The following is a 20,844-nucleotide window of genomic DNA, read 5'->3' as shown; positions in this document are numbered from 1 at the left end:
TAATGAAAAAAAGACTAATACAGCTGGTGCCATGGATCGTCCCAATCCTCTTAATGGCTGCCTGGCAGGTTTTATCAGTTTTAGGTTACATTTCATCCCGGATTTTGCCGAATCCTGTGGATATATTTAAAGCAGGGGTGGAGCTGGGGCAGTCTGGACAGCTGTGGCATGACATCGGTGTAAGCTCCAAACGGGCATTCTGGGGGTTTATCATCGGTGGAGGGATTGGATTTATACTCGGCCTATGGAACGGATTATCGAAGGTGGCGGAAACGATCCTTGATACAACCATTCAAATGATTCGGAACATTCCCCATCTTGCCTTAATTCCAATCGTCATTTTGTGGTTTGGAATTGAGGAAGAGGCAAAGCTGTTCTTGGTGGCATTGGGTACTTTTTTCCCAATTTACTTGAATACCTTTCACGGGATTCGTTCGGTTGACCCTTCTTTAATCGAAATGGGCAAAGTTTATGGTTTAAAAGGCTTCAGTTTATTCCTGCATGTAATTTTCCCAGGAGCTCTATCCTCGATTTTAGTGGGAGTGCGCTTTGCACTGGGGATTACATGGGTGACCTTAATTGTTGCCGAAACAATTGCAGCGAACTCGGGAATTGGATATATGGCGATGAATGCAAGAGAGTTTATGCAATTAGATGTAGTGGTCCTAAGTATCATGCTGTATGCCATACTTGGAAAGCTCTCTGATGTCGCCGCTAAATTGGCTGAAAAACGGTTCCTGAAGTGGAATAGCAATTACCAAAAGTAGGAGGAGTGAAAGTGAACATAGGGAAAGAGACAATACTGGAGCTGTCGGGTGTCCACAAAACTTTTGGGCAGCAACAGGTTTTAAACAATATAAATCTAAAGGTGAATAAAGGGGATTTTGTGGCGATTGTAGGCAAGAGCGGATGCGGCAAAAGCACTCTCCTTCGGCTGATTGCCGGATTGGAGCAACCCAGCTCAGGCAGTTTAATGCAAAAAGGTAAACCAATAAGAGATAAATCCGTAGCGAAAATCATGTTTCAAGATGGGCGCCTGCTCCCATGGAAAACAGTTGAACAAAATGTCGGCCTTGGATTAAAAAAAGGTTCACATAATAAAATTCATACTATTTTGGATCAAGTAGGGCTTTTGGACCGTTCGAAAGATTGGCCTGGGGTTTTATCAGGTGGACAAAGACAAAGAGTAGCCCTTGCAAGAGCCCTTATTCACCAGCCTGAACTCCTGTTATTAGATGAACCATTGGGAGCACTGGATGCATTAACCCGCATAGAGATGCATCAGTTAATCGAGGATTTATGGAAGGAGAAGAAGTTTACGGCCATCCTAGTTACCCATGATGTAGAGGAGGCTGTTGCCCTGGCAAACCGGGTCATTGTCATACAAAATGGGGAGATTTCATGGCTTCAGACAATTAACCTTCCATACCCGAGGCAAAGAGAAAACCCGTTATTCATGAAATATGTCAGCAGGATTTTAAACTTTATCCTGGAGAAAGAAAACAATGATTCTATGGATAATCAACTCTATTCTACTTCCATGTAACTCCAGATCCCTGTAAATAACTTCGGAATAATCCCGAGTTAACCGGGATGAATAATCGAAAAACCATTTTAAAAGTCTCAGACCTAACCTCCATTCGTTAGGTCTGCCCTTAAAAAAATTCCCAAAAAAATCAGAGACATTAAAAAGGAGAGGAACCTATGCCAAAAGTAGCCATTATTACCGGGGCACCCAATGACCATTCACGCCTTAATGGAATCCTGAATTATGCTTTAACAGTATTTAGGGAAGAAGGCGTATCCAGTGAAGTCATTAAGGTTCACGAGTTGCCGGCTGAAGACCTGATCACGGCTAATTTTGATAGCCTGGCCATAAATGAAGCGAATAAAATGATCAAGAATTCCGACGGGCTGGTTGTGTTAACACCAGTATACAAAGCATCCTACTCCGGGATATTGAAAACCTACCTCGATCTTATGCCGCAGAAGATCCTAGAGGATAAAATCATCCTCCCTCTGGTAATTGGCGGCTCTTTCGGACATCTGCTGACAATTGAGTATGCCTTAAATCCGGTTCTATCCGCATTAGGAGCTAGTCACGTTGTAAATGGGGTCTTTACGATTGACCACCATATTGAACGGAAAGGGAAAAATCAATTTACGATACAAAAGGAAGCACAACATCGGCTTAAGAAAGGCCTCGACCAGTTCGTCAAGGAAATAAAGATCAGTACACCATTAATTCAGTAACAGACAGAGAGAAGGATCAACATTGGGGATAGCAAAAATCTGGAGATTGGGGGAATGAGGATGGGCCAGCTCAGCAGAGCAGTCACCAGAAGAAAAGAAAAGCTGATCCAAAAGCTACTAGCGCTAGGAGTGTATAAAAAAGACGAACATCATCTATATGAATTAACGCTTTCCGAAATTGAAACGGAATATCAAAATGAGCGAAACAGGATGAAAGCAATGAGGTAATTCAAAGAGGAACGCCGAAGGGCTTTTTGGAAGAAAACAGAAGCGAGAAAGGAGTGAATGTTATTGGCAGATTCTTCAATGATCCAGACCAAACAGCCCATTGTTGGCACAGTCGTACCTGGACAGAAACTTGGAAGGCATATAGGCTTTCCTACAGCCAATCTCGATTTGACTGAATTCTCGCTGGATAATGGAGTATACGGAGTGATGGTTAATCTCCATGAATCGAATTACCTGGGTGTGATGAATATTGGAGTAAAGCCAACACTTGGAACGAATAGCAGGAAATCCATGGAGATTCATCTGCTGGGTTTTAATGGGGTTCTATATGGTGAAACTTTGACGTGCACACCGCTGTTTAAAATTAGAGAGGAAAGAAAATTCCAATCACTTGATCAATTAGCCCAGCAAATTAGGAAGGATGTTTCAAGTGCCGAAAGAAGTTTTAAACATATTGGATATAACGGAGCCTGACAATGGTGAGTTAAATCTGCCAGATTTAAAGTTTTATAGCAGATGTTATGAACTTTATCACATTAACAGAGGGGTGTTTAACACAATCGATAATTGGTTTTTTGAAAACGGAGTGGAAGATGTCCTTAATAGAAGGTTTTATATTTTAACCTTTCTTAAATTCATATCTACGAATATACCTGCTGCAGGAACACAGAAATTTATTAGATTCGGTCATGGTGGATTGGCGATTAAACTGAATGAGTTTATTAAAAATATTAACCTGTAAACGAATGATTGGATCACTTTGAAAAGCCTAAATTTTGATTGTCTTGGTAGTACGGTTTGTAAATCGAATAGAATTTTAGCAAACAGGAGTCGATAAGATGCAAATTGGAAAGCAACAAATGAAATTAGGGGCATTTTTTATGGTTCCGGGCCATCATGTAGCTTCATGGAGACACCCTGAGAGCCAGACTGACGGAATTCTGTCCTTTGATATTTATCGCAAATTGGCAGAGACTGCAGAGCGGGGTAAATTTGACATGATTTTTTTTGCAGACGGTTATGCAGTTCATGACCGTGATGGAGCAGGTATTGAGCAAAGCGTCAACATAAGGCCAGATCCGGTGACCCTTCTTTCTGCTCTTGCAGTCGTTACGAAGCGGATAGGATTAGCAGCTACTGCATCCACTACTTATAACGAGCCCTATCATCTCGCAAGAAAATTTGCGACCATTGACCATCTTAGCTCCGGTCGTGCGGGATGGAATGTTGTAACCTCATCAAGTGAAGCGGAAGCTCTGAATTTTAGCAAGGAACGGCACCTCGAACATGGTGCCAGGTATAACAGGGCCGAGGAGTTTGTAGAGGTAGTAAAAAAACTGTGGGACAGCTGGGAGGATGATGCTCTTTTAATTAATAAAGAAACAGGGATATTTGCAGATCCCACGAAAGTTCATCAAGTAGATCACAAAGATCATTGGTTTTCCGTGAAAGGACCTTTAAATATTGCCAGGCCTGTACAAGGCCATCCTGTCATTATTCAGGCGGGGTCATCAGAATCCGGAAAAGACCTTGCAGCTAAAACCGCGGAAGTAATCTTTACTGCCTGGCAGACCATTTCAGAGGCTCAGGCATTTTACCAGGATGTTAAAGGGCGTTTGAAGAAATATGGCCGTGAGGAACATTCATTGAAAATAATGCCCGGTGTATTCCCTGTAATAGGAAGGACAGAAAAAGAAGCATCTGAAAAGAAACAGCAGCTGATGGAATTGATTCCAGAAAAAGTAGGTGTCGGCCTGCTTTCAGCCCTCATAAGCTATGATTTATCGGAGTATCCAATTGATAAACCACTACCTGAACTTCCCGATATCAAGGACATTAACGGAGCAAAGACCAGGTTTCAGCTTGTAAAAAGTTTAGGAGACCGGGAAAAACTCACGATACGGCAATTATACCAGCGTGTAGCCGGGGCAAGAGGACACAGGGAGATAAAGGGGACACCCATCCAGATTGCCGATCAGCTGCAGGAATGGTTTGAACATGGTGCGGCAGACGGGTTTAATATTATGCCCCCGTACATGCCTGGCGGATTGGATGAATTCGTTGACCTAGTAGTCCCCGAATTACAAAACCGGGGCATTTTCAGAGAAGACTATACAGGAACCACTTTACGAGAGCACCTTGGTCTCTTAAGACCAGCTAATATTTTTCAGAAAATAAATGTTTAAAAAGGGATCGAAAGGAGCTAAAAATGACACTGCTTGAACTAAATCATTTAACCAAAACCTTTAGTAAAGGAAGGGAAAAAGTCCACGTATTGAAGGACATCAGCTTAAATGTAAAAAGAGGCGAATTTCTAACCATAATAGGTCCCAGCGGGTGCGGGAAAAGCACACTGCTTAAAGCAATCGCGGGACTTGATACAGACTATGAGGGCGACATTCGACTGGATGGTGAAATCATTACAAGTGCCAGTGTCCATCAAGGATTTATTTTTCAAGAGCCCCGATTATTTCCCTGGCTTACAGTAGAAAAGAACATCGCAGCCAATTTATCTCTTAAAGATGAAAAGGTCCAGGCGGAAGTCAAAAAGCTGATCAAACTTGTAAGGCTGGAAGGTTTTGAACGGGCATATCCAAAAGAGCTGTCAGGCGGAATGGCACAAAGAGTAGCGATTGCCAGAGCTTTGCTTAGAAAGCCTAAAATCCTTTTGTTAGATGAACCTTTTGGAGCATTGGATGCATTTACCCGTTCGCACATGCAAGAAGCTCTTCTGGATATTTGGAAAGAAGAGAAAACAACAATGGTTTTTGTCACTCATGATATTGATGAGGCTGTCTATTTAGGAAATAAGGTCATGATTATGAGTTCCAGGCCAGGGACAATCCAAAAAGCTGTTACGATCGATTTACCATTTCCAAGAAAAAAAACAACAAAGCTTTTTCAGGATTATCGGCAAAAAGTGATGGGGGAATTTGAAAAGGTAGAAGAGCTGGAGCTAGTCAATAGTGCTGGAATATAAGGGGGATGAAAAGTGCATAACCATACAACCGTTTCATTGAACAAACTCAAGTCTGGAAAGGAAGAGGCTGCTGGAAGAAGAAGAGAATTGACAAACATCGGCCTTCTGTTAAAGGGATTCATCCTACCTGTAATGATCTTAGTCCTTTGGGAACTCACAGGAGTATTGGGCATCATTTCCGAGACACTTCTGCCAAGGCCAAGCATCATTTTCTTCACTTTTATCGATTTGCTAACAACCGGAAATCTGGCTGATCATTTTCAAATCAGCTTATTAAGGGCATTAGGAGGCTTCCTGTTAGGCGGAACTCTAGGCTTGCTTGCAGGGCTGGCAGTGGGCTTTAACAAGAATGTTGAAGACACCCTGGATCCTACCTTGCAAATGTTAAGAACCATTCCAACTTTGGCAGTGATTCCTTTATTTATCTTGTGGTTTGGGTTTGGTGAGCTTTCAAAAATATTGTTAATTGCCAAGGGTGCTTTTTTCCCCTTATATGTAAATACCTTTCTTGGAATAAGGGGAGTCGATTCAAGATTGTTTTCAGTTGCTAAGGTTTTAGAGTTCAACAGGTGGAAGCAAATTACTTTATTAATACTACCTGCAGCTCTCCCTAACATCCTTCTGGGTTTGAGATTATCATTAGGAGTAGCATGGCTGGCATTGGTAGCCGCTGAATTAATGGGTTCAAGTCAGGGTGTAGGGTATCTTATCATGGATGCAAGGCAATTCTCTCAAACATCCGTTGTTTTTGTCGGGATCATTATCTTTGCCGTATTTGGAAAACTGTCCGATTCTTTCGTAAGAGTATTTGAACGTAAACTTTTAAAGTGGCAGGATAATTTCCAGGGATAGTTGGAGGAAAAAGAAAGAATTCTTTTCTTGCCATTCAATTCCGACTATAAAGATGAGAAAAATAAAGAATAGAAGGGAAGAGAAAATAGATGGGTAAGAGGATGAAACCACTTCAAATGTTTTCACTAATTTTATCTTTATTCCTGCTCAGTGCCTGCGCCGGGACCGGCGCTTCATCAGAAGCCACCACCTCGAATAAAGACCAGAATCTTGTTGTAAACATTGGTGTTCAAGGGAAGGTAGGAATTTTGCCATATGCAAGGCAACATAAATATTTTGAGAAAGCATTTGAAAAAGCTGGGGTTAAGGTAACATGGAATGAGTTTGCCAGTGGGCCGCCTCATTTTGAAGCATTGGCATCTGGGCGAATTGATTTTGGAGCAGTAGGAGGCACACCGGTCATTGCAGGTCAGTCTGGAAATGTCGATTTTAAAGCCATAGCAGTTACCAGTGATGGCAAGAAGGGAAATTCAATCGTGATTCCAAAAGGCAGCTCCATAAAGGAACTAAAAGATCTAAAAGGAAAGAAGATCGGGGTAGCAAAAGGGAGCAGCGCTTACAATTTTTTATACCTGGCATTAGACCGCGCAGGTTTATCGGATAAGGACATAGAGGTCATCCAGCTTCAGCCTGACGAAGCACGTCCTGCATTGGATAATGGTTCAATTGATGCATGGTCGATATGGGAGCCTTATACTACCACTGCCGTATATCAAACCGGAGCAAAAGTCCTGGTCACTGGAGAAGATCTCAATATTAATGCGCCAAGCTTTCTCATTGCCAGAACAGATTTCATTGAAGAGCATAAGGATTTAACGGTCCTGTTTTTAAAGACATATGAAGAAGTCCGACAGCATTTTACAGAGAATATTGACGAGGTTTCTAAGGATATAGCCAAGACAGAAAAGATAGATGTGGAGATTATAGAATCCGTATTGGAAAAGTCTGATTCCATTTTATCGCCGACAACAGAGGAATTTGCGAACGCCCATCAGGAACAGGCAGACTTTTTATATTCCGTTGGCGGAATTGACAAGGAGCTTGAGACCAAAAAAGTGATTGAAAACAAATTTGTAGAACAGGCTCTTAAAGAGATACAGGGAATAAAATAAAATATACCATTTATTAAAATAACCTTTTATAGTGACTATCTATATAAACATCAGATTGAGAAAAATAAATTTGTAAAAAATTTCTTGGCAGGTGGTTGCTTTAACATAAGTCCCATAATATGATAAATTAAAATATTAATAACCAATAGAATTACTTGGAATTGTTAGCATGGTGAAACGCATACACATTAAAAACTGCCCAAAAGTCGACTAAATGACTCGACTTTTAAAATAAGCTGAAAGTCGACTGGTTTACTCGACTTTCGTAGGAGGCCAACATGAAGGTATCCAGTAAGGGAGAATACGCATTGCGTTCACTTTTGGTACTGGGACAACATCAGGGTACTGTAATGACTATTCAAGAAATTTCGGAGAAAACTCTGGTTTCCATTCAGTATCTAGAAAAAATCCTTCTTCAACTAAAAAAGCTGGATTATGTACAAAGCAAACGTGGTGCAAAGGGTGGGTACCTTCTTCATAAAAGTCCAGAGAATATCATTATCGGCGAAGTGATTCGAAATCTTGAAGGACCGTTGTCACCGATGGGCTGTGCCTCAATCACCCAGTACGAACCCTGCCCGTTAGAGCAAGGATGCCAGTTAAAACCGCTATGGTCCCTGGTCAGGGATACGATTGCCTATGTGCTGGAACGTACAACTCTTGAAGATTTACTGTTAAATCGGATTAGATTAATGAAAGGAGAAGATTTCGTTGTCTTCAAAGAATAAAATCGATCAGGAAGTCATTGATAAGATCCTCAGCTTTTTAGAGAACCTGGAATATGGAACGATCCAGATCACCGTCCACGATTCACAGGTAACTCAAATCGAGAAAGGGGAGAAGTACCGATTTGCGCTGAAAAAAGTAAAGGAAAACCTTGGAAGAGCCAAGGGCGAGTAATCCTTTAAAGGTCCGTTTGCTGATTACCTAAAGACAGGGAATTTTCCCCTGTCTTTTATCTTGATATGAGTGATTATTGACTCAATGGCATCCTTCTTCTGATAGAATGAAAGGTAATAAGGCAGTTGATACACTGTTATCTTTTAAACAATCGATTTTCACAGGAGGGACTATGAAAACAAATCTGATAGGTGGCAAGAGCCTTGAACAGTGGCTGGTGGATTATCCTTTATTAAAGGATTTAATTGAACCCATTGAGATTTTCTGGGGCAATCCCCAATATGACAAGTCCTCATGCGGCATCCCAATTTCTGAAAAGGAAGATATCCAGGATGCCTCCCGGAGATTGGAGCGATTTGCACCTTATCTAGCTGAGGTATTTCCAGAAACGGCAGAGTCAAATGGAATCATTGAATCACCACTATTATCCATTCAGGCTATGCAGAAGCGAATGGAAGAACTTGAAAGTATAGAACTTAAAGGAAAACTCCTGATTAAATGTGACAGTCACCTGCCAATATCAGGATCAATAAAAGCAAGGGGCGGTATATACGAAGTATTAAAACACGCAGAAGACATTGCCATTAAGCATGGTTTAATCGATTTGACCGACAATTATAAAGCATTCGACGGGTCTGATTTTAAAGATTTGTTCAGCCAATACTCAATTGCGGTAGGCTCAACAGGAAATTTAGGATTAAGCATCGGAATTGTCGGCGCACAGATGGGATTCAAGGTAACTGTCCACATGTCTTCTGATGCAAAACAATGGAAAAAGAATTTGCTCCGTAACAAGGGTGTTAATGTGAAGGAATATGCATCCGATTACAGCAAAGCTGTTGAAGAAGGCCGCAGCCAGGCGGCAGCCGATCCAACGTGTTATTTTATCGATGATGAAAATTCGAAGGACCTTTTTTTAGGTTACGCCGTAGCCGCTTCCAGGTTAAGGAAGCAGCTTGAAGGACTGAAGATTACCGTGGATGAAAACCATCCTCTGTTTGTCTATCTGCCATGCGGAGTTGGCGGGGGTCCGGGGGGAGTCGCCTATGGGCTTAAAGCGGAATTTGGAGATCATGTTCACTGCTTTTTTGCGGAGCCCACCCAATCACCCTGCTTCCTAATCGGGCAGATGACCGGCCTTTACGATTCGGTGTCAGTCCAGGATTTTGGACTGGATAACAAAACAGAGGCAGATGGGTTGGCAGTAGGACGTCCTTCCCGATTTGTCGGAAGGAAAATGGGACATCTGCTGAGCGGATGCTACACAATTGAAGATCAGCGGTTATATTCCTTCTTGCATCATCTGGCTGTTACAGAAAATCTGTATCTTGAGCCGTCCGCTCTTGCCGGTTTCTATGGTCCCATCCTACTGGAGAATCACCCAGTTGGGTTAAACTATCTTAAAGAACATAATTTAGAAGGTATACTTCGAAATGGGCATCATCTCATTTGGGGCACAGGCGGAAACATGGTGCCACATGAAATCATGGAAGAGTATTTCAACAAAGGCACAAGAATCTAGGCTGGGTACGTTGCGATCATATTGTACATAAACAAGCGAGTTTGATAGGCATTAAGAGATTAAAAGCGATAGAACTGGCTTTTTATCATTTATCTAAGAGAAATCTTACAAGAATGTTAAAATCTTATAGATAATATTTGTAAAAAAATGATTATTCAAATAGTAGGTTTATAATTTGTTTGTAGTCTTTTGTAATTCACCTTGAGGATAATAATAGACACTGGTCACGTGTTAACGTGTATTAGTCTGCAGGAGTGAAACCATGAAGCCTAAAATGAAACGAAGTGATCTGCTGGATCGTGACGATATATGGAACGCTGTAGTTAATGTAGTTTGTGACCAGGATTATCCAAGCGAAGATAAATTATTGAATGAAACTTTCATTGTATTTCAATGCTATTCCGAACTGGAGAGCGGGGGTCACGAAAGTTTAATCACTTGGTTTTCAGAACACATACAGAACATTGGTATCAATTGTTTCGCAAACGAGTTAGTTGGCATTCTGAAAAAAATCGGTGCTCATGAATATGCAGAGATTGAAAACAAGTATATCCAAGGCATATGGGAAAAATATTCAGCGCTTGAAAATGGTGAAATTGGGGAAGAAGAATTTTATTCCCTAGTTGAAAGAGGAGACAGTGAATACCACCAGCTTGACAGCAAGCTCCAAGCATCACTGGAAGCCTATTTTATCAGAATTCATAGAGATCTCATTGATGTCGACGAGGGTTAATTTCCATTGGGTAACATTAAAATAAATCAGTTTTTAACGAAGCGGGAACTTTATTAGTTCCCTATTTTTATTTTATAGGCAAAACATGAGAAAGGCAGCACAAAGGTAAGTGTTTCTTATACCTAGCAGCTGGGTTTTCATAAAGGTCTTTGGTGTTTTAGGGATGAAGAAAAAAGAATATCAGGCAGCATCACTATGTTTCCTGGATGCCGCATGTTCCTAATGAATCAACTCTGAATCTTTCCACTCCCAATCCTTCCGACATTACGAAGCTTTTTGAGAAGGTACTTAAATAATATAAGACAGACCAGCGGATAATAATCCCAAAAGACTTGGGAGGATATCCATGCTAGAACACAGCGAAGGAACAGCTAATTGTGATTTTTCGCCTATAAAGCGACAATTAGCGGAGGGAATTCATGAAATTACGGACGAACTAAAAGAAAGCCTGGAAGTTCTTGATGATGCAAATGATTGCTTATTGGGCAAATTAGAAGATATTAAAGAAAAATTCAACATAATTGAAGCTAAAGCAGCATCATTTTATCTAAACTGTTACTTGTCTTCTTTTACGGATAAATACTCGGACCTTGCTGTTGCTGTTCAACGACTATCGCATCACAGGCATGGTGCGTTGATTGTAGTCGAAAGATTGGAGCCAGTGGAGCTTCTGATTCAGAAAGGAATGCCAGTGGGGGCAGCACTTACACCCGCACTTCTGGAGGCGATCTTTTATCCAGGGAATCCTTTGCACGACGGGGCTGTACTGATTCGTGGAAATCAAATTGTCTCAGCAGCAAACGTACTTCCTCTGACATCAGGTGTAATTATCGGAAAGAAAGTAGGAACCAGGCACCGGGCAGCTCTAGGATTAACCGAAAGGAGCGATGCTCTCGTGCTGGTGGTGTCAGAGGAGACAGGCAAAGTTTCATTTGCACTAAAGGGGAAACTTCACCCTATCCTTACAGCACCGGTTGTCCATTAATATTTAGAAAGGGCAAAATGGATCGTTTGAAATGCATGTTCAGGATGTACCATGAATGAAAATGAAAAGAGAACTGGAGGGAAAAGTCCTTCAAAAATTGTTTTTATATAGAAAGAAAAAGAGCAAAATGCTCTTTTCAGACTGTAGACAAAACTCGATGAAAATTCGTATTTTGCCTACAATCTTTTTAGTTTGGTTGGTGGACAAACTAAAGTTGGTCCCGTTGGATTGAGTGGTTTTTCGAAAGCATCTTCATAAAACTAGTTAGTTATCTATTTTAAAATGGGCTTGGTTGCACAGCTAGATAAACTTTTGAAAACCTGTTGATTGGAGTGGAATGCCCGCAGGAGGCTGCGACGAGGAGGCTCAGCGCCAGCCCCGCGGAAAGCGAAGACTGGAACGGAAATAAACAGCCCAGCTTAGACATGAAGTAATAGATATATATGCGAAACTGAAGGAAACCATCGAGCAGATATTCGCAGATAAAAAAAACATGGCATGCATTGGACAATCCTAAGGGGACTTAAAAAACTGGTCGATGCAGGCTATACATACATTCGCCGTCTTGAACCTGAAAAAGATAGCCAATTGCATATGTAAAGGTCCTATATTGGACTGGAGCCCGAAGCGGGAGTCGTCTATCCTTTTGTAAAAACTCAATAATAGCCAAAAGGGGTTCGGAATGGAACCATTCCGAACCCCTTTTGGCTATAGACTGAAAAGAGCAAAATGCTCTTTTTTTATAGAGAAGAACCTATATTGACATTTTTTTCTTCCAGCTTTTCCTGCTCACGAAGCTTCTTAAAGGATCTTGTTTCCGCAACAACTACACCTGAGAGGAATAGAAGACCAACTAAGTTTGGGATCGCCATTAGAGCATTGAAGATATCGGCAATTGTCCAAACCAGGCCCAAATTCATACCGGCACCGACTAATACAGTGGCTACATACACGATTCGGTAAATCATAATGGATTTGTTTCCAAATAAATATTCAAAACATTTTTCACCGTAATAGGCCCAGCCAAGAACGGTTGAATAAGCAAATAAAATAATACCAATCGTTACAATCCAGCCGCCGCCAGGCAGCAACGAATTGAATGTCTCTGTCGTTAATGCGGCACCGGTTAAATCAGTGTCAAGATACATTCCTCCCATGACCAGAGTGATGCCCGTGATGGAACAAACGATGATGGTATCTAAAAAGGTTCCTGTCATGGAAATCAATGCCTGCCGTCCCGGATGATCTGTTTTTGCTGCAGCAGCTGCAATTGGTGCAGATCCCATTCCAGCTTCGTTTGAGAAGACACCGCGAGCCACCCCATACCGGATAACGGCACCAATGGCTCCGCCTGCCACTGCCTGTCCAGTAAAAGCATCTGAGAAAATTTTTCCTAATGCTGTTGGCAGAAGATCAAGGTTCATTAAAATAATGGCCAAACCTCCAACTACGTAAAAGATAGCCATAACGGGAACGAATAATGAGGTTACTTTCCCGATACTCTTAATGCCGCCTAGGATAACAAGGGCCGTAAAGACAGTTAAGATCAATCCTGTAATCCATGGATTAATGCCGAAGCTGTTCTCCACAGCTGCAGCGACAGAGTTGGATTGAACGGAACTACCTATTCCGAAGGCGGCTATCGAACCAAACAAAGCGAACAGTACTGCAAGCCATTTCCATCCTAACCCTTTTTCAATGTAATACATCGGTCCACCAGCCATTTGTCCATTACCGCCGACTGTTCGGTACTTAACTGCTAAAATGGCTTCTGCATATTTTGTGGCCATTCCAACCAAGGCTGTAACCCACATCCAAAAGATCGCACCTGGTCCTCCTAATACTACAGCCGTAGCAACGCCCGCAATATTTCCTGTTCCAATAGTTGCAGCAAGGGCTGTCATCAATGATTGAAAGTGGGAGATGTCTCCTTCAGAACTTTTATCCTGATTTTTGGAGAATGCCAGCTTGAGTGCGTAAGGCAAGCTTGAAAATTGATAAAAACCTAAACGTATAGTAAGTAATAGTCCTGTTCCCACGATGAGGAGAAGAGTTGGCGGGCCCCAAACGACACCGCTTAACCAATTGAGAAAATCTGTCATTATTCCACCGTCCTTATAAAGAATATTTAAAGCTATGAGTCTGCCAATTGGCAGGAGTCAATTATATGTATTCAAACAGAAATGCTGCTTACCGTGAATGATCTTGGATAAAAGCAAAGTAACATATTAGATTTATAGCAGCTGTGCTCTATAACATATAATATTTGGTATTGTAAAACAGATCATCCATTACTGTCAAACTCTTTGTTAGAATATTTTGCCATCTATGGAATTGTGTATTACCTTACTATTTATAGAGCGCAAGGAAAATAACAATAGTATTAATTTTAACAAATCATATAATCGAATAGCTGCGTACCCTTATTATAAAAAAAAGAGCAATTCCCCATGAGTCAAAATAGTCATTAATTTACATGCTGCTCTTCCTTAGCGGCTTCCATCCAGACCAGAATAGATCATCACTCATGGGATCAAATATTTCATTCACGCACTGGTTAAATATGCCTCCTTAATCATTAAATCCAGCAGGCTTTGTATAGGGGTGTAAGCCTATCGTATACTAATAAAACCCGAAATCACATCAAAGGTCAATTTACACTTCATTGCTTGTGCTCAAGCGGCTTCATATTGCCGGGAGACATCACACCTTTAGAGGGACCAGACAATTTCCAAGCATTTAAGTTTTTTTCACTCTGTTCAATTGATACTATATTATTGAATCCTCATCAAGAAAGGACAAATTTTATATGGCAACTACAATTCCCGTATCCGTTTTAAATTTAGCCCCCATTCGTAAAGGACAGGAGGCAAGGCAAGCAATCAATTCAATGGTGGATCTTGCGCAGGCAACGGAAAAAATGGGCTATCAACGTTATTGGATAGCTGAGCACCATAATACTCCCACATTAGTAAGTTCAGCCACATCCATTCTCATTAAGCATACATTGGAGCATACAAACTCCATTCGAGTGGGTTCTGGCGGAGTCATGCTGCCGAATCATTCTCCTTTGGTCGTAGCTGAACAGTTCGGTACAATGGCGACTATATATCCTGACCGTCTTGACCTGGGACTGGGGCGTGCACCTGGCACAGATATGAAGACGGCAAATGCACTAAGACGTTCTCAATATGATTCCGTCTATACGTTTCCAGAGGATGTAAACGCCCTCCTGAATTACTTCGGACCCGAGGAAACGCAAGGCTTCGTAAAAGCTTATCCAGGTGTTGGAACAAATATACCGATCTATATCCTGGGTTCCTCCACAGATTCTGCTTATTTAGCAGCGAGTCTGGGTTTGCCTTATGTATTTGCATCACACTTTGCTCCACGATACATGGAGGAAGCGATCTCCATCTATCGGGAACGTTTCCAGCCATCTCAATACCTGGACAAACCATACATGATCGTATGCCTGAATGTAATTGCAGCTGAAACCGATGAAGAGGCAAGCTTATTGTCTACCACAATGCATCAATTTTTCCTAAACGTGGTTCGCGGCACCCAGAGTCCAATGCAGCCTCCGGTTGAGGATCTAGAGAGCTTGTGGAATCCGATGGAAAGAGAAATGGCCACTTCCATGGGCAGCGTTACACTTATGGGAAGCAAAGGCACCATCCGGGAACAGCTCGCGTCTTTTCAGGATAACTACCACGTTGATGAAATTATGGCCGTATCTTATATTTATGACGAAGACAAGCAAAAACGTTCGTATGAAATCCTGAAGGAAGTTGCGGACGGAAAGTGAGAAACCAGGCAACAAAAATCATCCCGCGCTAAAGGCATCCGGGATGATTTTTTATTTACCCTAAGCCCCTCCAACCCAATATTGCTTTTTATTGTCCCATTGAAGCAGATAGAGGCGGAAGTGAGCTGGACAAGCCATATACAAGAACACTGCTTTTATTGGCAAGTAGATTGAAATGGGTGAGCATAAACAAAACCTTTTTCATTTTTTAGTGTATCTTGGTTAATCCACCATCTCAAAAAAAGAATGCAAAAGTATTGCCAGCCACGGCAACAGATTTCTTGAATTCTTGTATATAGTCAATTGGTTTAATCTTACAGGCTGAAGGAGAACCATTACTCTTGTAGAATCATTAATGGAGAACAATACGGCGAGGTGGTTTAGACTGGGTAAAAGAATTCTGTTCAGTGGAGTAATTGTTTTTGGTATCTATCTAATGATCATGGTGACAGGATTTATTCTTAATAAAGGAATAGATTATAATTTTATTGGAAATTATGGTCTGCTTGCGGGTTTGATAATATTGATTGCTGTCTTGCCCATTCACAAAATCATCTACTTTGGTGGTAGAGGAATACAGGGTACACATAATCTTGAACTATTTTCAGACGAATCTCTTCAAAAGAAGGTTCATGATCTGCATGAAAATGAATATAAAACCATTATCGATAAGTGGCGGACAGAATTAACGATTTCAGGCCTAGCCACTATTTTAATAGCTTTAGGTTTGTTTTAATTAGTAAGTGTTATTTACAGCAAATTAAAAATAATTCAGATATTTCCTTGTTAGCATAAGGGTAGGAAGTTGCTAGCGTCTGCTATGATTCGGAAAGAGCCCCAGTCATTTAAAATCTGCATTCAAAGCAAAAGCATATGAAAATGAAACTGAAGCTTTATTTATGTTACTTAAGCCATTATTTCTAGTTATTAAGTTCAGAGAATAAAATAAAAATAGCGATCCATTTTTCAGGATGCTACAAGAAATTTTTTAATGGTATGCCTGCCGCTGATATCTTTGATGCATAAATTAACATATGTTATTATGGTATCATCTTGTGAATGAAAGGGTAGAGCTATGGGGACAGTTGGAAAAATACCAGAGAATATATCCTTGCTGCATGCCCTGGACAGTATAGGAGAAACGATTATTATCGCGGATAGGGACTATAATGTGCAATGGATGAATTCCAGTGCTGCCAATCTGCTATCGGACGTAGTACCTTTATTTGGAATCTCGGATGTAAATGAATTAATCGGAATGAATATGGGGCGGTTCCACCAAAGGCCAGAGCACCAGAAGATTATTATGGACCAGCTCGAGGGCAGCCACCGTGCGAGGATTACCATTAAGGACCGTTTCGTTGCCGATATTGTCATTACATCAATTAAAGATAATGAGGATAAAATTCAGGGCTATGTCGTCATGCTGATGGATGTTACGACAAAAGCAGAGGAAGATAACGAAAAAGAAAAATTATTAAATGCTTTATCGGTTCCCATTATAAAAATATGGGAGAAAACGATTGCCTTAACACTCATTGGCATTTTCAATAAGGACCGTGCTGACAGGGTGATTGCCTCTGTTCTGGAGGAATGCGTAAAAAATAAGATTCAATATGTTTTGGTTGATTTGAGTGGACTCTATGAGTTTGAATATGAAACAAAACATGAACTGCAAAAACTAAATGATTCACTTAATTTAATTGGTTCAAAATGTATCCTTGTGGGGATCACTCCGGAACTTGCGATGGCTGCAGGGGACATGTCCAGAAATATATTAACCTTCAAAAATGCGTATTCCGGTCTCAAGCATATTATTCATCTCTCCAACATCAAATAATGAAAGAACGCCCTCCGTTTTCAACTCCCCGATTGGTTAAATACCATTTACGATCGGGGCAGTTCATAAACTGGGGCGTTTTATTATTAAATGAATATAAATCGTAGAGCCATTAAGGATAGAATTCCAACAACTACTGTTGCCAATAAGCTTTTAGTTTTGATTGCGACAAGGAATGTTGGCAGGGCGGCCAATATTTCTACTGTATTAGTAGTGAGAGCCACCTCTCCATCATTCATCAGAAGTTCCTGCCCCACTAAAGCTGCCATAACGGAGATGGGAACAAAGCTCAGCCACCTTGTGGCCCATTCCGGCAATTCAAAACGTGTCAGGATCATAAGAGGAAGGACTCTTGGTATAAATGTCACGATTGCAGTTCCTAAAATGATTAATAAAATTCCCGCTCTTACTTCCATTTTTCAATCACCATCCCAATGGTTGAAGCAATGATGGTTGCAACAATGACTCCTATACTTGCAGAAAACATCACACTTGCACCAACTCCAATTATAATCGCCATGATTCCAACTATAATATCCAGCTTTACCTTCCCGCGGGAGGCTATCGTTAAAACAAGAAGTCCAATAAACATTGCGGGCAGAGCAAAATCCAACCCGAATTTTTCGGGATTGGAAATCCACTGACCAAAATAGGCACCGGCAACATTGGCAGCAACCCAGTTCAGGTAAGCCGTTATATTTAAACCGTGCATCCATTTTTCACTGATTTGTTTTCTTTTGGCTGCTTTATTAATGGCTACACCGAAAGTCTCGTCTGTTAACAGGGCCCCCACAAGCATGTTTTTAATAGGAGTGAGATGCCGGAAATAAGGGGACAGGGCTGCACTCAACAGTATATGCCGGAGATTGACAAAGAAAATGGTAATAATAATTGCGGTCGCCGAACTCCCAGCACCAATCATGCCTGCTGCAATAAATTGTCCGGAACCGGCATATAAAATAAAACTTAATAGTGCAATTTCAAGTATACTGAGACCTGCCGTTTTTTCCACGACACCCGCAGCAAATCCTATGCTTAAATATCCCAAAAGTGTAGGAAGACATTCCTTAACCCCTTGTAAAAATGTATCCTCCACTTTTGGGAGAGTCGTTGTGTTGATCTGGGCATTTGAGAGACCCATCATACTCCCCCTCATTCTGTGCTGTAATTTTTTTTAGGCTTACTTAAAGCGTTGTCCTGTAACAACCCGAAAAAGGTCCTGGTGACTCATCCATAATGATTCTGCCTTTTCAGGACCAAACTCCTTAATGATCTGTGCCACCATGATATCATGCCTTATGTATTCAACAGCCACTAAAACTAGTGCCGGATCCTGCGTTTTAATCGCCCAGGCCGAAGTGGAAGGAGCAAAATTAGCGATTAAAACTTCTTTATGATCCTTTGCGACGATTGTCAGCCTGCCCTTCATACGGTTCTCTGCTATTTCCGTAGACATATAATCATGATGTGTGGTTACTCCTATTTCTGCCTCAGGGGCACCGAACAGGATGGAAAAAACAGCAATTTCGTCTTTCATCCTTTTCTGGGTCTCTTGCTTGACGAAAGGAACTTGAGGTGCCCAGATGGACAGCCACAGTTCTTCTTGAGCGTTGCTGATCATTTCTGCCATTTCCTCCCGGACCCGCTCCTCGCTGTTGATCCGCCGAACGACATCGACTTTTTGTTCCCCCTCCAGGACAGACAGATTCTTTTCGAGAAAGCTAAAGGAATGATCGAAAGACTTCCGTAATCTTCCGACTAATTCCTTCGCCGGCAAAGGAGCGTAAGTTAGAGGTTCAGAAGGGACGGTATAAACGGCCCCTTTTTCTAACAACTTGCCTAAAACCTCATAAATCATCGACCTTGGAACACCCGATCTTTTGCTTATTTCATACCCGGTGATTGGAGAATTTTTTAATAATCCAATATAGGCCTTACACTCGTATTGGGAAAAACCCAGCTTTTGTAGTTCCTTAAGAAGCTCTTCCATTTTTAACACCCTTACCTGAGTCGTTTATAGTCGTTAGAAGAATACTTACTAATTTATAGTAGTTATTATACTGGCGACTAAACAGACTAATCAAGAATTTTCGGAAAGTGAATAAAAAATTACTGAAATAAACAGGAACGACATATCGACATGACTTTCGGGGAAACTAAACTTATTTGAATCTATAGCCTGGAGGGAATGATATGAGTCATTTTTGCCCATCGATTTTACCAGAAGATCCAACACCCAAAGACCATCAATCCTGTCAAGAATGCGGCCTGTACACACACAGATCCCGAATGGTTTGGGGGGAAGGAAATCCTTCAGCCTCCATTATGGTTGTTCTGGATAATCCAGGGGCAAGGGAAGACCGGGAAGAAAATCCGTTTTTATGCGGCACCAGACAGACACTTCAACTGGCTGCAAACGAAGTGAACTTAAAGGCCGACGAGTTATATATAACATATGTGCTAAAAAGGAAGCCGACCCGTGCTTATGAGAAAGAGAAGACTCGCCATATCTGCATAAGGCATCTCCAGGACCAGCTTGCGGAAAAAAAGCCTGATATCATTCTGTGTCTGGGTAATGTGGCCGTACAATCTTTTTTTAAGAAGCCTGAGGCAGAGGTTAAAACTCTCCGTGGAAGCTGGCATGAGATTCAAGGCTTCAAAGCTGCAGTTGCTTACCATCCCTTAGCTGTGAGGCGCAGGCCTAATCTGTGGCCTTCTTTTATTGAGGACTGGAAGCTGGTGGCGGACCGTTTCCATCGTCTCGAAAAATAACAGCATAAACAGATTGATATTAATTCAAACTAAAGGGAAGTGAGGTGCATGGACATGCGTGAAAAAGAAGGGCATGCTCAATACGAGATTCCGTATAGTATTTGGGATACGAATACCGATGAAAAACACGATCAATTGATCTCTAGGGCCAGGAAGGAATTCGGGCATCGAAATAACAAGATCCCGGCTGATTCATTAGAGAAGGAACAATTATAGAAAGGAAGAGGCTCAATGAAGGATATGACCATATTTGTAAAAGAGGCAACACATGAAAAGCCCATCTCAGACCTTGAAACCATTCTTGTACAGATGGAAGGGATTGAAAGAGCATTGGTGGATATAGAGGATGGGGAGGTCAAAATCGTCTATAATGAAGAGCAGGTTTCGCCTGAGTCAATAAAAACCAGGATAAAACAGCATGGAATGCACCTGCAATAAGTAGCAAATTCCAGGATTAGGACCTTAAAAAAGAAAAGCAGAACAATTTAAGAATTGTTCTGCTGTCTTATTAAGTCTGGTTTTAAAATTCAAAGTCCACCACAAGAAGGTTGGCCATTTTCTTTGGAAGCCTCTCCGTTTTCCTTCGAAACCGATTCTAATCCATAACCGGTAGAGCTGATTTCCAAAATCTCTTCATTTGAGTGTTTTAGACTCACCAGATTCTCTTTATTTTCTAAGTTGTCCTTTTTCATGACAGTTGTCCTCCTAAAGCGAGATTCCTCTTATTATTTCTTTAACGGTTAAAGATTAAAAAGGGAAATTTTACTACTACAAAACCACGAATCCCAATAGTTGTTCAAAAGGAAAATTTAGCGACAATCCCGAATCAGCTATTCAAGCAACGGCGGCAACCTTTAAT

General features: G+C 41.3%; 26 protein-coding genes. 21 read left to right on the top strand and 5 right to left on the bottom strand.

The features are described from left to right. Positions 1-2: 2 nt before the first annotated feature. The 15 genes from ssuC (at position 3) to cdaS (ending at position 11,565) form a co-directional block, all read left to right on the top strand. Positions 3-767, top strand: a complete 765-nt coding sequence (gene ssuC / locus EV146_RS07610; RefSeq protein WP_132004177.1) for an aliphatic sulfonate ABC transporter permease SsuC — start codon at positions 3-5, stop codon at positions 765-767. An 11-nt stretch (positions 768-778) separates the two neighbouring features. Continuing rightward, positions 779-1,546: an ATP-binding cassette domain-containing protein gene (locus EV146_RS07605; RefSeq protein WP_132004174.1), complete on the top strand. Its 768-nt coding sequence runs from the start codon at positions 779-781 to the stop codon at positions 1,544-1,546. A 158-nt stretch (positions 1,547-1,704) separates the two neighbouring features. Beyond that, on the top strand, positions 1,705-2,253 hold the full coding sequence (ssuE, locus tag EV146_RS07600; protein ID WP_132004171.1) for an NADPH-dependent FMN reductase: 549 nt from the start codon (positions 1,705-1,707) through the stop codon (positions 2,251-2,253). Positions 2,254-2,313: 60 nt separating this feature from the next. Further along, positions 2,314-2,481 carry a Fur-regulated basic protein FbpA gene (locus EV146_RS07595; RefSeq protein ID WP_132004168.1) on the top strand — a complete coding sequence of 56 codons (168 nt, stop codon included), beginning with the start codon at positions 2,314-2,316 and terminating at the stop codon, positions 2,479-2,481. 63 nt (positions 2,482-2,544) lie between these two features. Then, positions 2,545-2,955 carry a riboflavin kinase gene (locus EV146_RS28120; protein WP_277873209.1) on the top strand — a complete coding sequence of 137 codons (411 nt, stop codon included), beginning with the start codon at positions 2,545-2,547 and terminating at the stop codon, positions 2,953-2,955. Then, entirely contained in the window at positions 2,912-3,223 is a 312-nt protein-coding gene (locus EV146_RS28115; protein ID WP_277873208.1) for a hypothetical protein, read from the top strand. Before EV146_RS28120 ends, EV146_RS28115 begins: the two co-directional genes overlap by 44 nt. Before the next feature lie 97 nt (positions 3,224-3,320). After that, complete coding sequence (locus EV146_RS07585) at positions 3,321-4,667, top strand: LLM class flavin-dependent oxidoreductase (RefSeq protein ID WP_132004165.1); 1,347 nt, start codon at positions 3,321-3,323, stop codon at positions 4,665-4,667. Between the two features lie 23 nt (positions 4,668-4,690). Next, complete coding sequence (locus tag EV146_RS07580) at positions 4,691-5,461, top strand: ABC transporter ATP-binding protein (protein ID WP_132004162.1); 771 nt, start codon at positions 4,691-4,693, stop codon at positions 5,459-5,461. Positions 5,462-5,497: 36 nt separating this feature from the next. Continuing rightward, positions 5,498-6,313 carry an ABC transporter permease gene (locus EV146_RS07575; protein WP_241993874.1) on the top strand — a complete coding sequence of 272 codons (816 nt, stop codon included), beginning with the start codon at positions 5,498-5,500 and terminating at the stop codon, positions 6,311-6,313. A gap of 101 nt (positions 6,314-6,414) precedes the next feature. Continuing rightward, positions 6,415-7,425, top strand: coding sequence for an aliphatic sulfonate ABC transporter substrate-binding protein (locus EV146_RS07570; protein ID WP_241993848.1), 1,011 nt, complete (start codon positions 6,415-6,417; stop codon positions 7,423-7,425). Positions 7,426-7,703: 278 nt separating this feature from the next. After that, positions 7,704-8,153 (top strand): RrF2 family transcriptional regulator, encoded by a 450-nt coding sequence (locus tag EV146_RS07565; RefSeq protein WP_132004156.1) that lies wholly within the window; start codon positions 7,704-7,706, stop codon positions 8,151-8,153. Next, positions 8,137-8,325 (top strand): YezD family protein, encoded by a 189-nt coding sequence (locus EV146_RS07560; protein ID WP_121612900.1) that lies wholly within the window; start codon positions 8,137-8,139, stop codon positions 8,323-8,325. The genes EV146_RS07565 and EV146_RS07560 overlap by 17 nt, the downstream gene beginning before the upstream one ends. A 172-nt stretch (positions 8,326-8,497) precedes the next feature. Next, the gene (locus tag EV146_RS07555) at positions 8,498-9,847 is read left to right on the top strand and encodes a D-serine ammonia-lyase (RefSeq protein WP_132004153.1); all 1,350 of its coding nucleotides are present in this window, start codon (positions 8,498-8,500) and stop codon (positions 9,845-9,847) included. 262 nt (positions 9,848-10,109) lie between these two features. Next, a complete protein-coding gene (locus EV146_RS07550) occupies positions 10,110-10,580 on the top strand; it encodes a DMP19 family protein (protein ID WP_132004150.1) in 471 nt (156 codons plus the stop codon). A gap of 346 nt (positions 10,581-10,926) precedes the next feature. Then, positions 10,927-11,565, top strand: a complete 639-nt coding sequence (gene cdaS / locus EV146_RS07545; RefSeq protein WP_132004147.1) for a sporulation-specific diadenylate cyclase CdaS — start codon at positions 10,927-10,929, stop codon at positions 11,563-11,565. Between the two features lie 740 nt (positions 11,566-12,305). Here the strand turns inward: cdaS and EV146_RS07540 are convergent. Next, entirely contained in the window at positions 12,306-13,667 is a 1,362-nt protein-coding gene (locus EV146_RS07540; protein ID WP_132004144.1) for an alanine/glycine:cation symporter family protein, read from the bottom strand. A gap of 707 nt (positions 13,668-14,374) precedes the next feature. Between EV146_RS07540 and EV146_RS07535 the strand changes: the two genes are divergently transcribed. From EV146_RS07535 to EV146_RS07525, 3 genes are all read left to right on the top strand, one after another. Further along, positions 14,375-15,373: an LLM class flavin-dependent oxidoreductase gene (locus EV146_RS07535; RefSeq protein WP_132004140.1), complete on the top strand. Its 999-nt coding sequence runs from the start codon at positions 14,375-14,377 to the stop codon at positions 15,371-15,373. Between the two features lie 355 nt (positions 15,374-15,728). After that, positions 15,729-16,109 (top strand): hypothetical protein, encoded by a 381-nt coding sequence (locus tag EV146_RS07530; protein WP_132004137.1) that lies wholly within the window; start codon positions 15,729-15,731, stop codon positions 16,107-16,109. Between the two features lie 339 nt (positions 16,110-16,448). Beyond that, positions 16,449-17,213: an RsbR, positive regulator of sigma-B gene (locus EV146_RS07525; RefSeq protein WP_132004134.1), complete on the top strand. Its 765-nt coding sequence runs from the start codon at positions 16,449-16,451 to the stop codon at positions 17,211-17,213. Between the two features lie 86 nt (positions 17,214-17,299). Here the strand turns inward: EV146_RS07525 and EV146_RS07520 are convergent, their stop codons facing one another. From EV146_RS07520 to EV146_RS07510, 3 genes are read right to left on the bottom strand one after another with little or no spacing between them, the layout of a single operon-like run. Beyond that, positions 17,300-17,629, bottom strand: a complete 330-nt coding sequence (locus EV146_RS07520) for an AzlD domain-containing protein (protein WP_132004131.1) — start codon at positions 17,627-17,629, stop codon at positions 17,300-17,302. Continuing rightward, positions 17,620-18,354, bottom strand: a complete 735-nt coding sequence (locus tag EV146_RS07515) for an AzlC family ABC transporter permease (RefSeq protein ID WP_132004853.1) — start codon at positions 18,352-18,354, stop codon at positions 17,620-17,622. The genes EV146_RS07520 and EV146_RS07515 overlap by 10 nt, the downstream gene beginning before the upstream one ends. Positions 18,355-18,393: 39 nt before the next feature. Next, positions 18,394-19,203 (bottom strand): TrmB family transcriptional regulator, encoded by an 810-nt coding sequence (locus EV146_RS07510; RefSeq protein WP_132004128.1) that lies wholly within the window; start codon positions 19,201-19,203, stop codon positions 18,394-18,396. A gap of 203 nt (positions 19,204-19,406) precedes the next feature. On the opposite strand from EV146_RS07510, the gene EV146_RS07505 reads away from it, so the two are divergent. Genes EV146_RS07505 through EV146_RS07500 form a run of 3 tightly spaced genes read left to right on the top strand, consistent with a single transcriptional unit; the run spans position 19,407 to position 20,423 of the window. Next, the gene (locus EV146_RS07505) at positions 19,407-19,985 is read left to right on the top strand and encodes a uracil-DNA glycosylase (protein WP_132004125.1); all 579 of its coding nucleotides are present in this window, start codon (positions 19,407-19,409) and stop codon (positions 19,983-19,985) included. 48 nt (positions 19,986-20,033) lie between these two features. Then, positions 20,034-20,201: a hypothetical protein gene (locus EV146_RS26880; protein ID WP_158287039.1), complete on the top strand. Its 168-nt coding sequence runs from the start codon at positions 20,034-20,036 to the stop codon at positions 20,199-20,201. A 15-nt stretch (positions 20,202-20,216) separates the two neighbouring features. Continuing rightward, the gene (locus EV146_RS07500; protein WP_132004122.1) at positions 20,217-20,423 is read left to right on the top strand and encodes a heavy-metal-associated domain-containing protein; all 207 of its coding nucleotides are present in this window, start codon (positions 20,217-20,219) and stop codon (positions 20,421-20,423) included. Between the two features lie 89 nt (positions 20,424-20,512). Here EV146_RS07500 and EV146_RS27480 read toward each other — a convergent pair whose 3' ends face one another. Further along, positions 20,513-20,677 carry a hypothetical protein gene (locus EV146_RS27480; RefSeq protein ID WP_181215921.1) on the bottom strand — a complete coding sequence of 55 codons (165 nt, stop codon included), beginning with the start codon at positions 20,675-20,677 and terminating at the stop codon, positions 20,513-20,515. Positions 20,678-20,844 lie beyond the last annotated feature (167 nt).

The organism is Mesobacillus foraminis (assembly GCF_004340465.1).
Taxonomy (GTDB): Bacteria; Bacillota; Bacilli; order Bacillales; family Cytobacillaceae; genus Mesobacillus_B; species Mesobacillus_B foraminis.
This window is presented reverse-complemented; position numbering and strand designations above follow the sequence as displayed.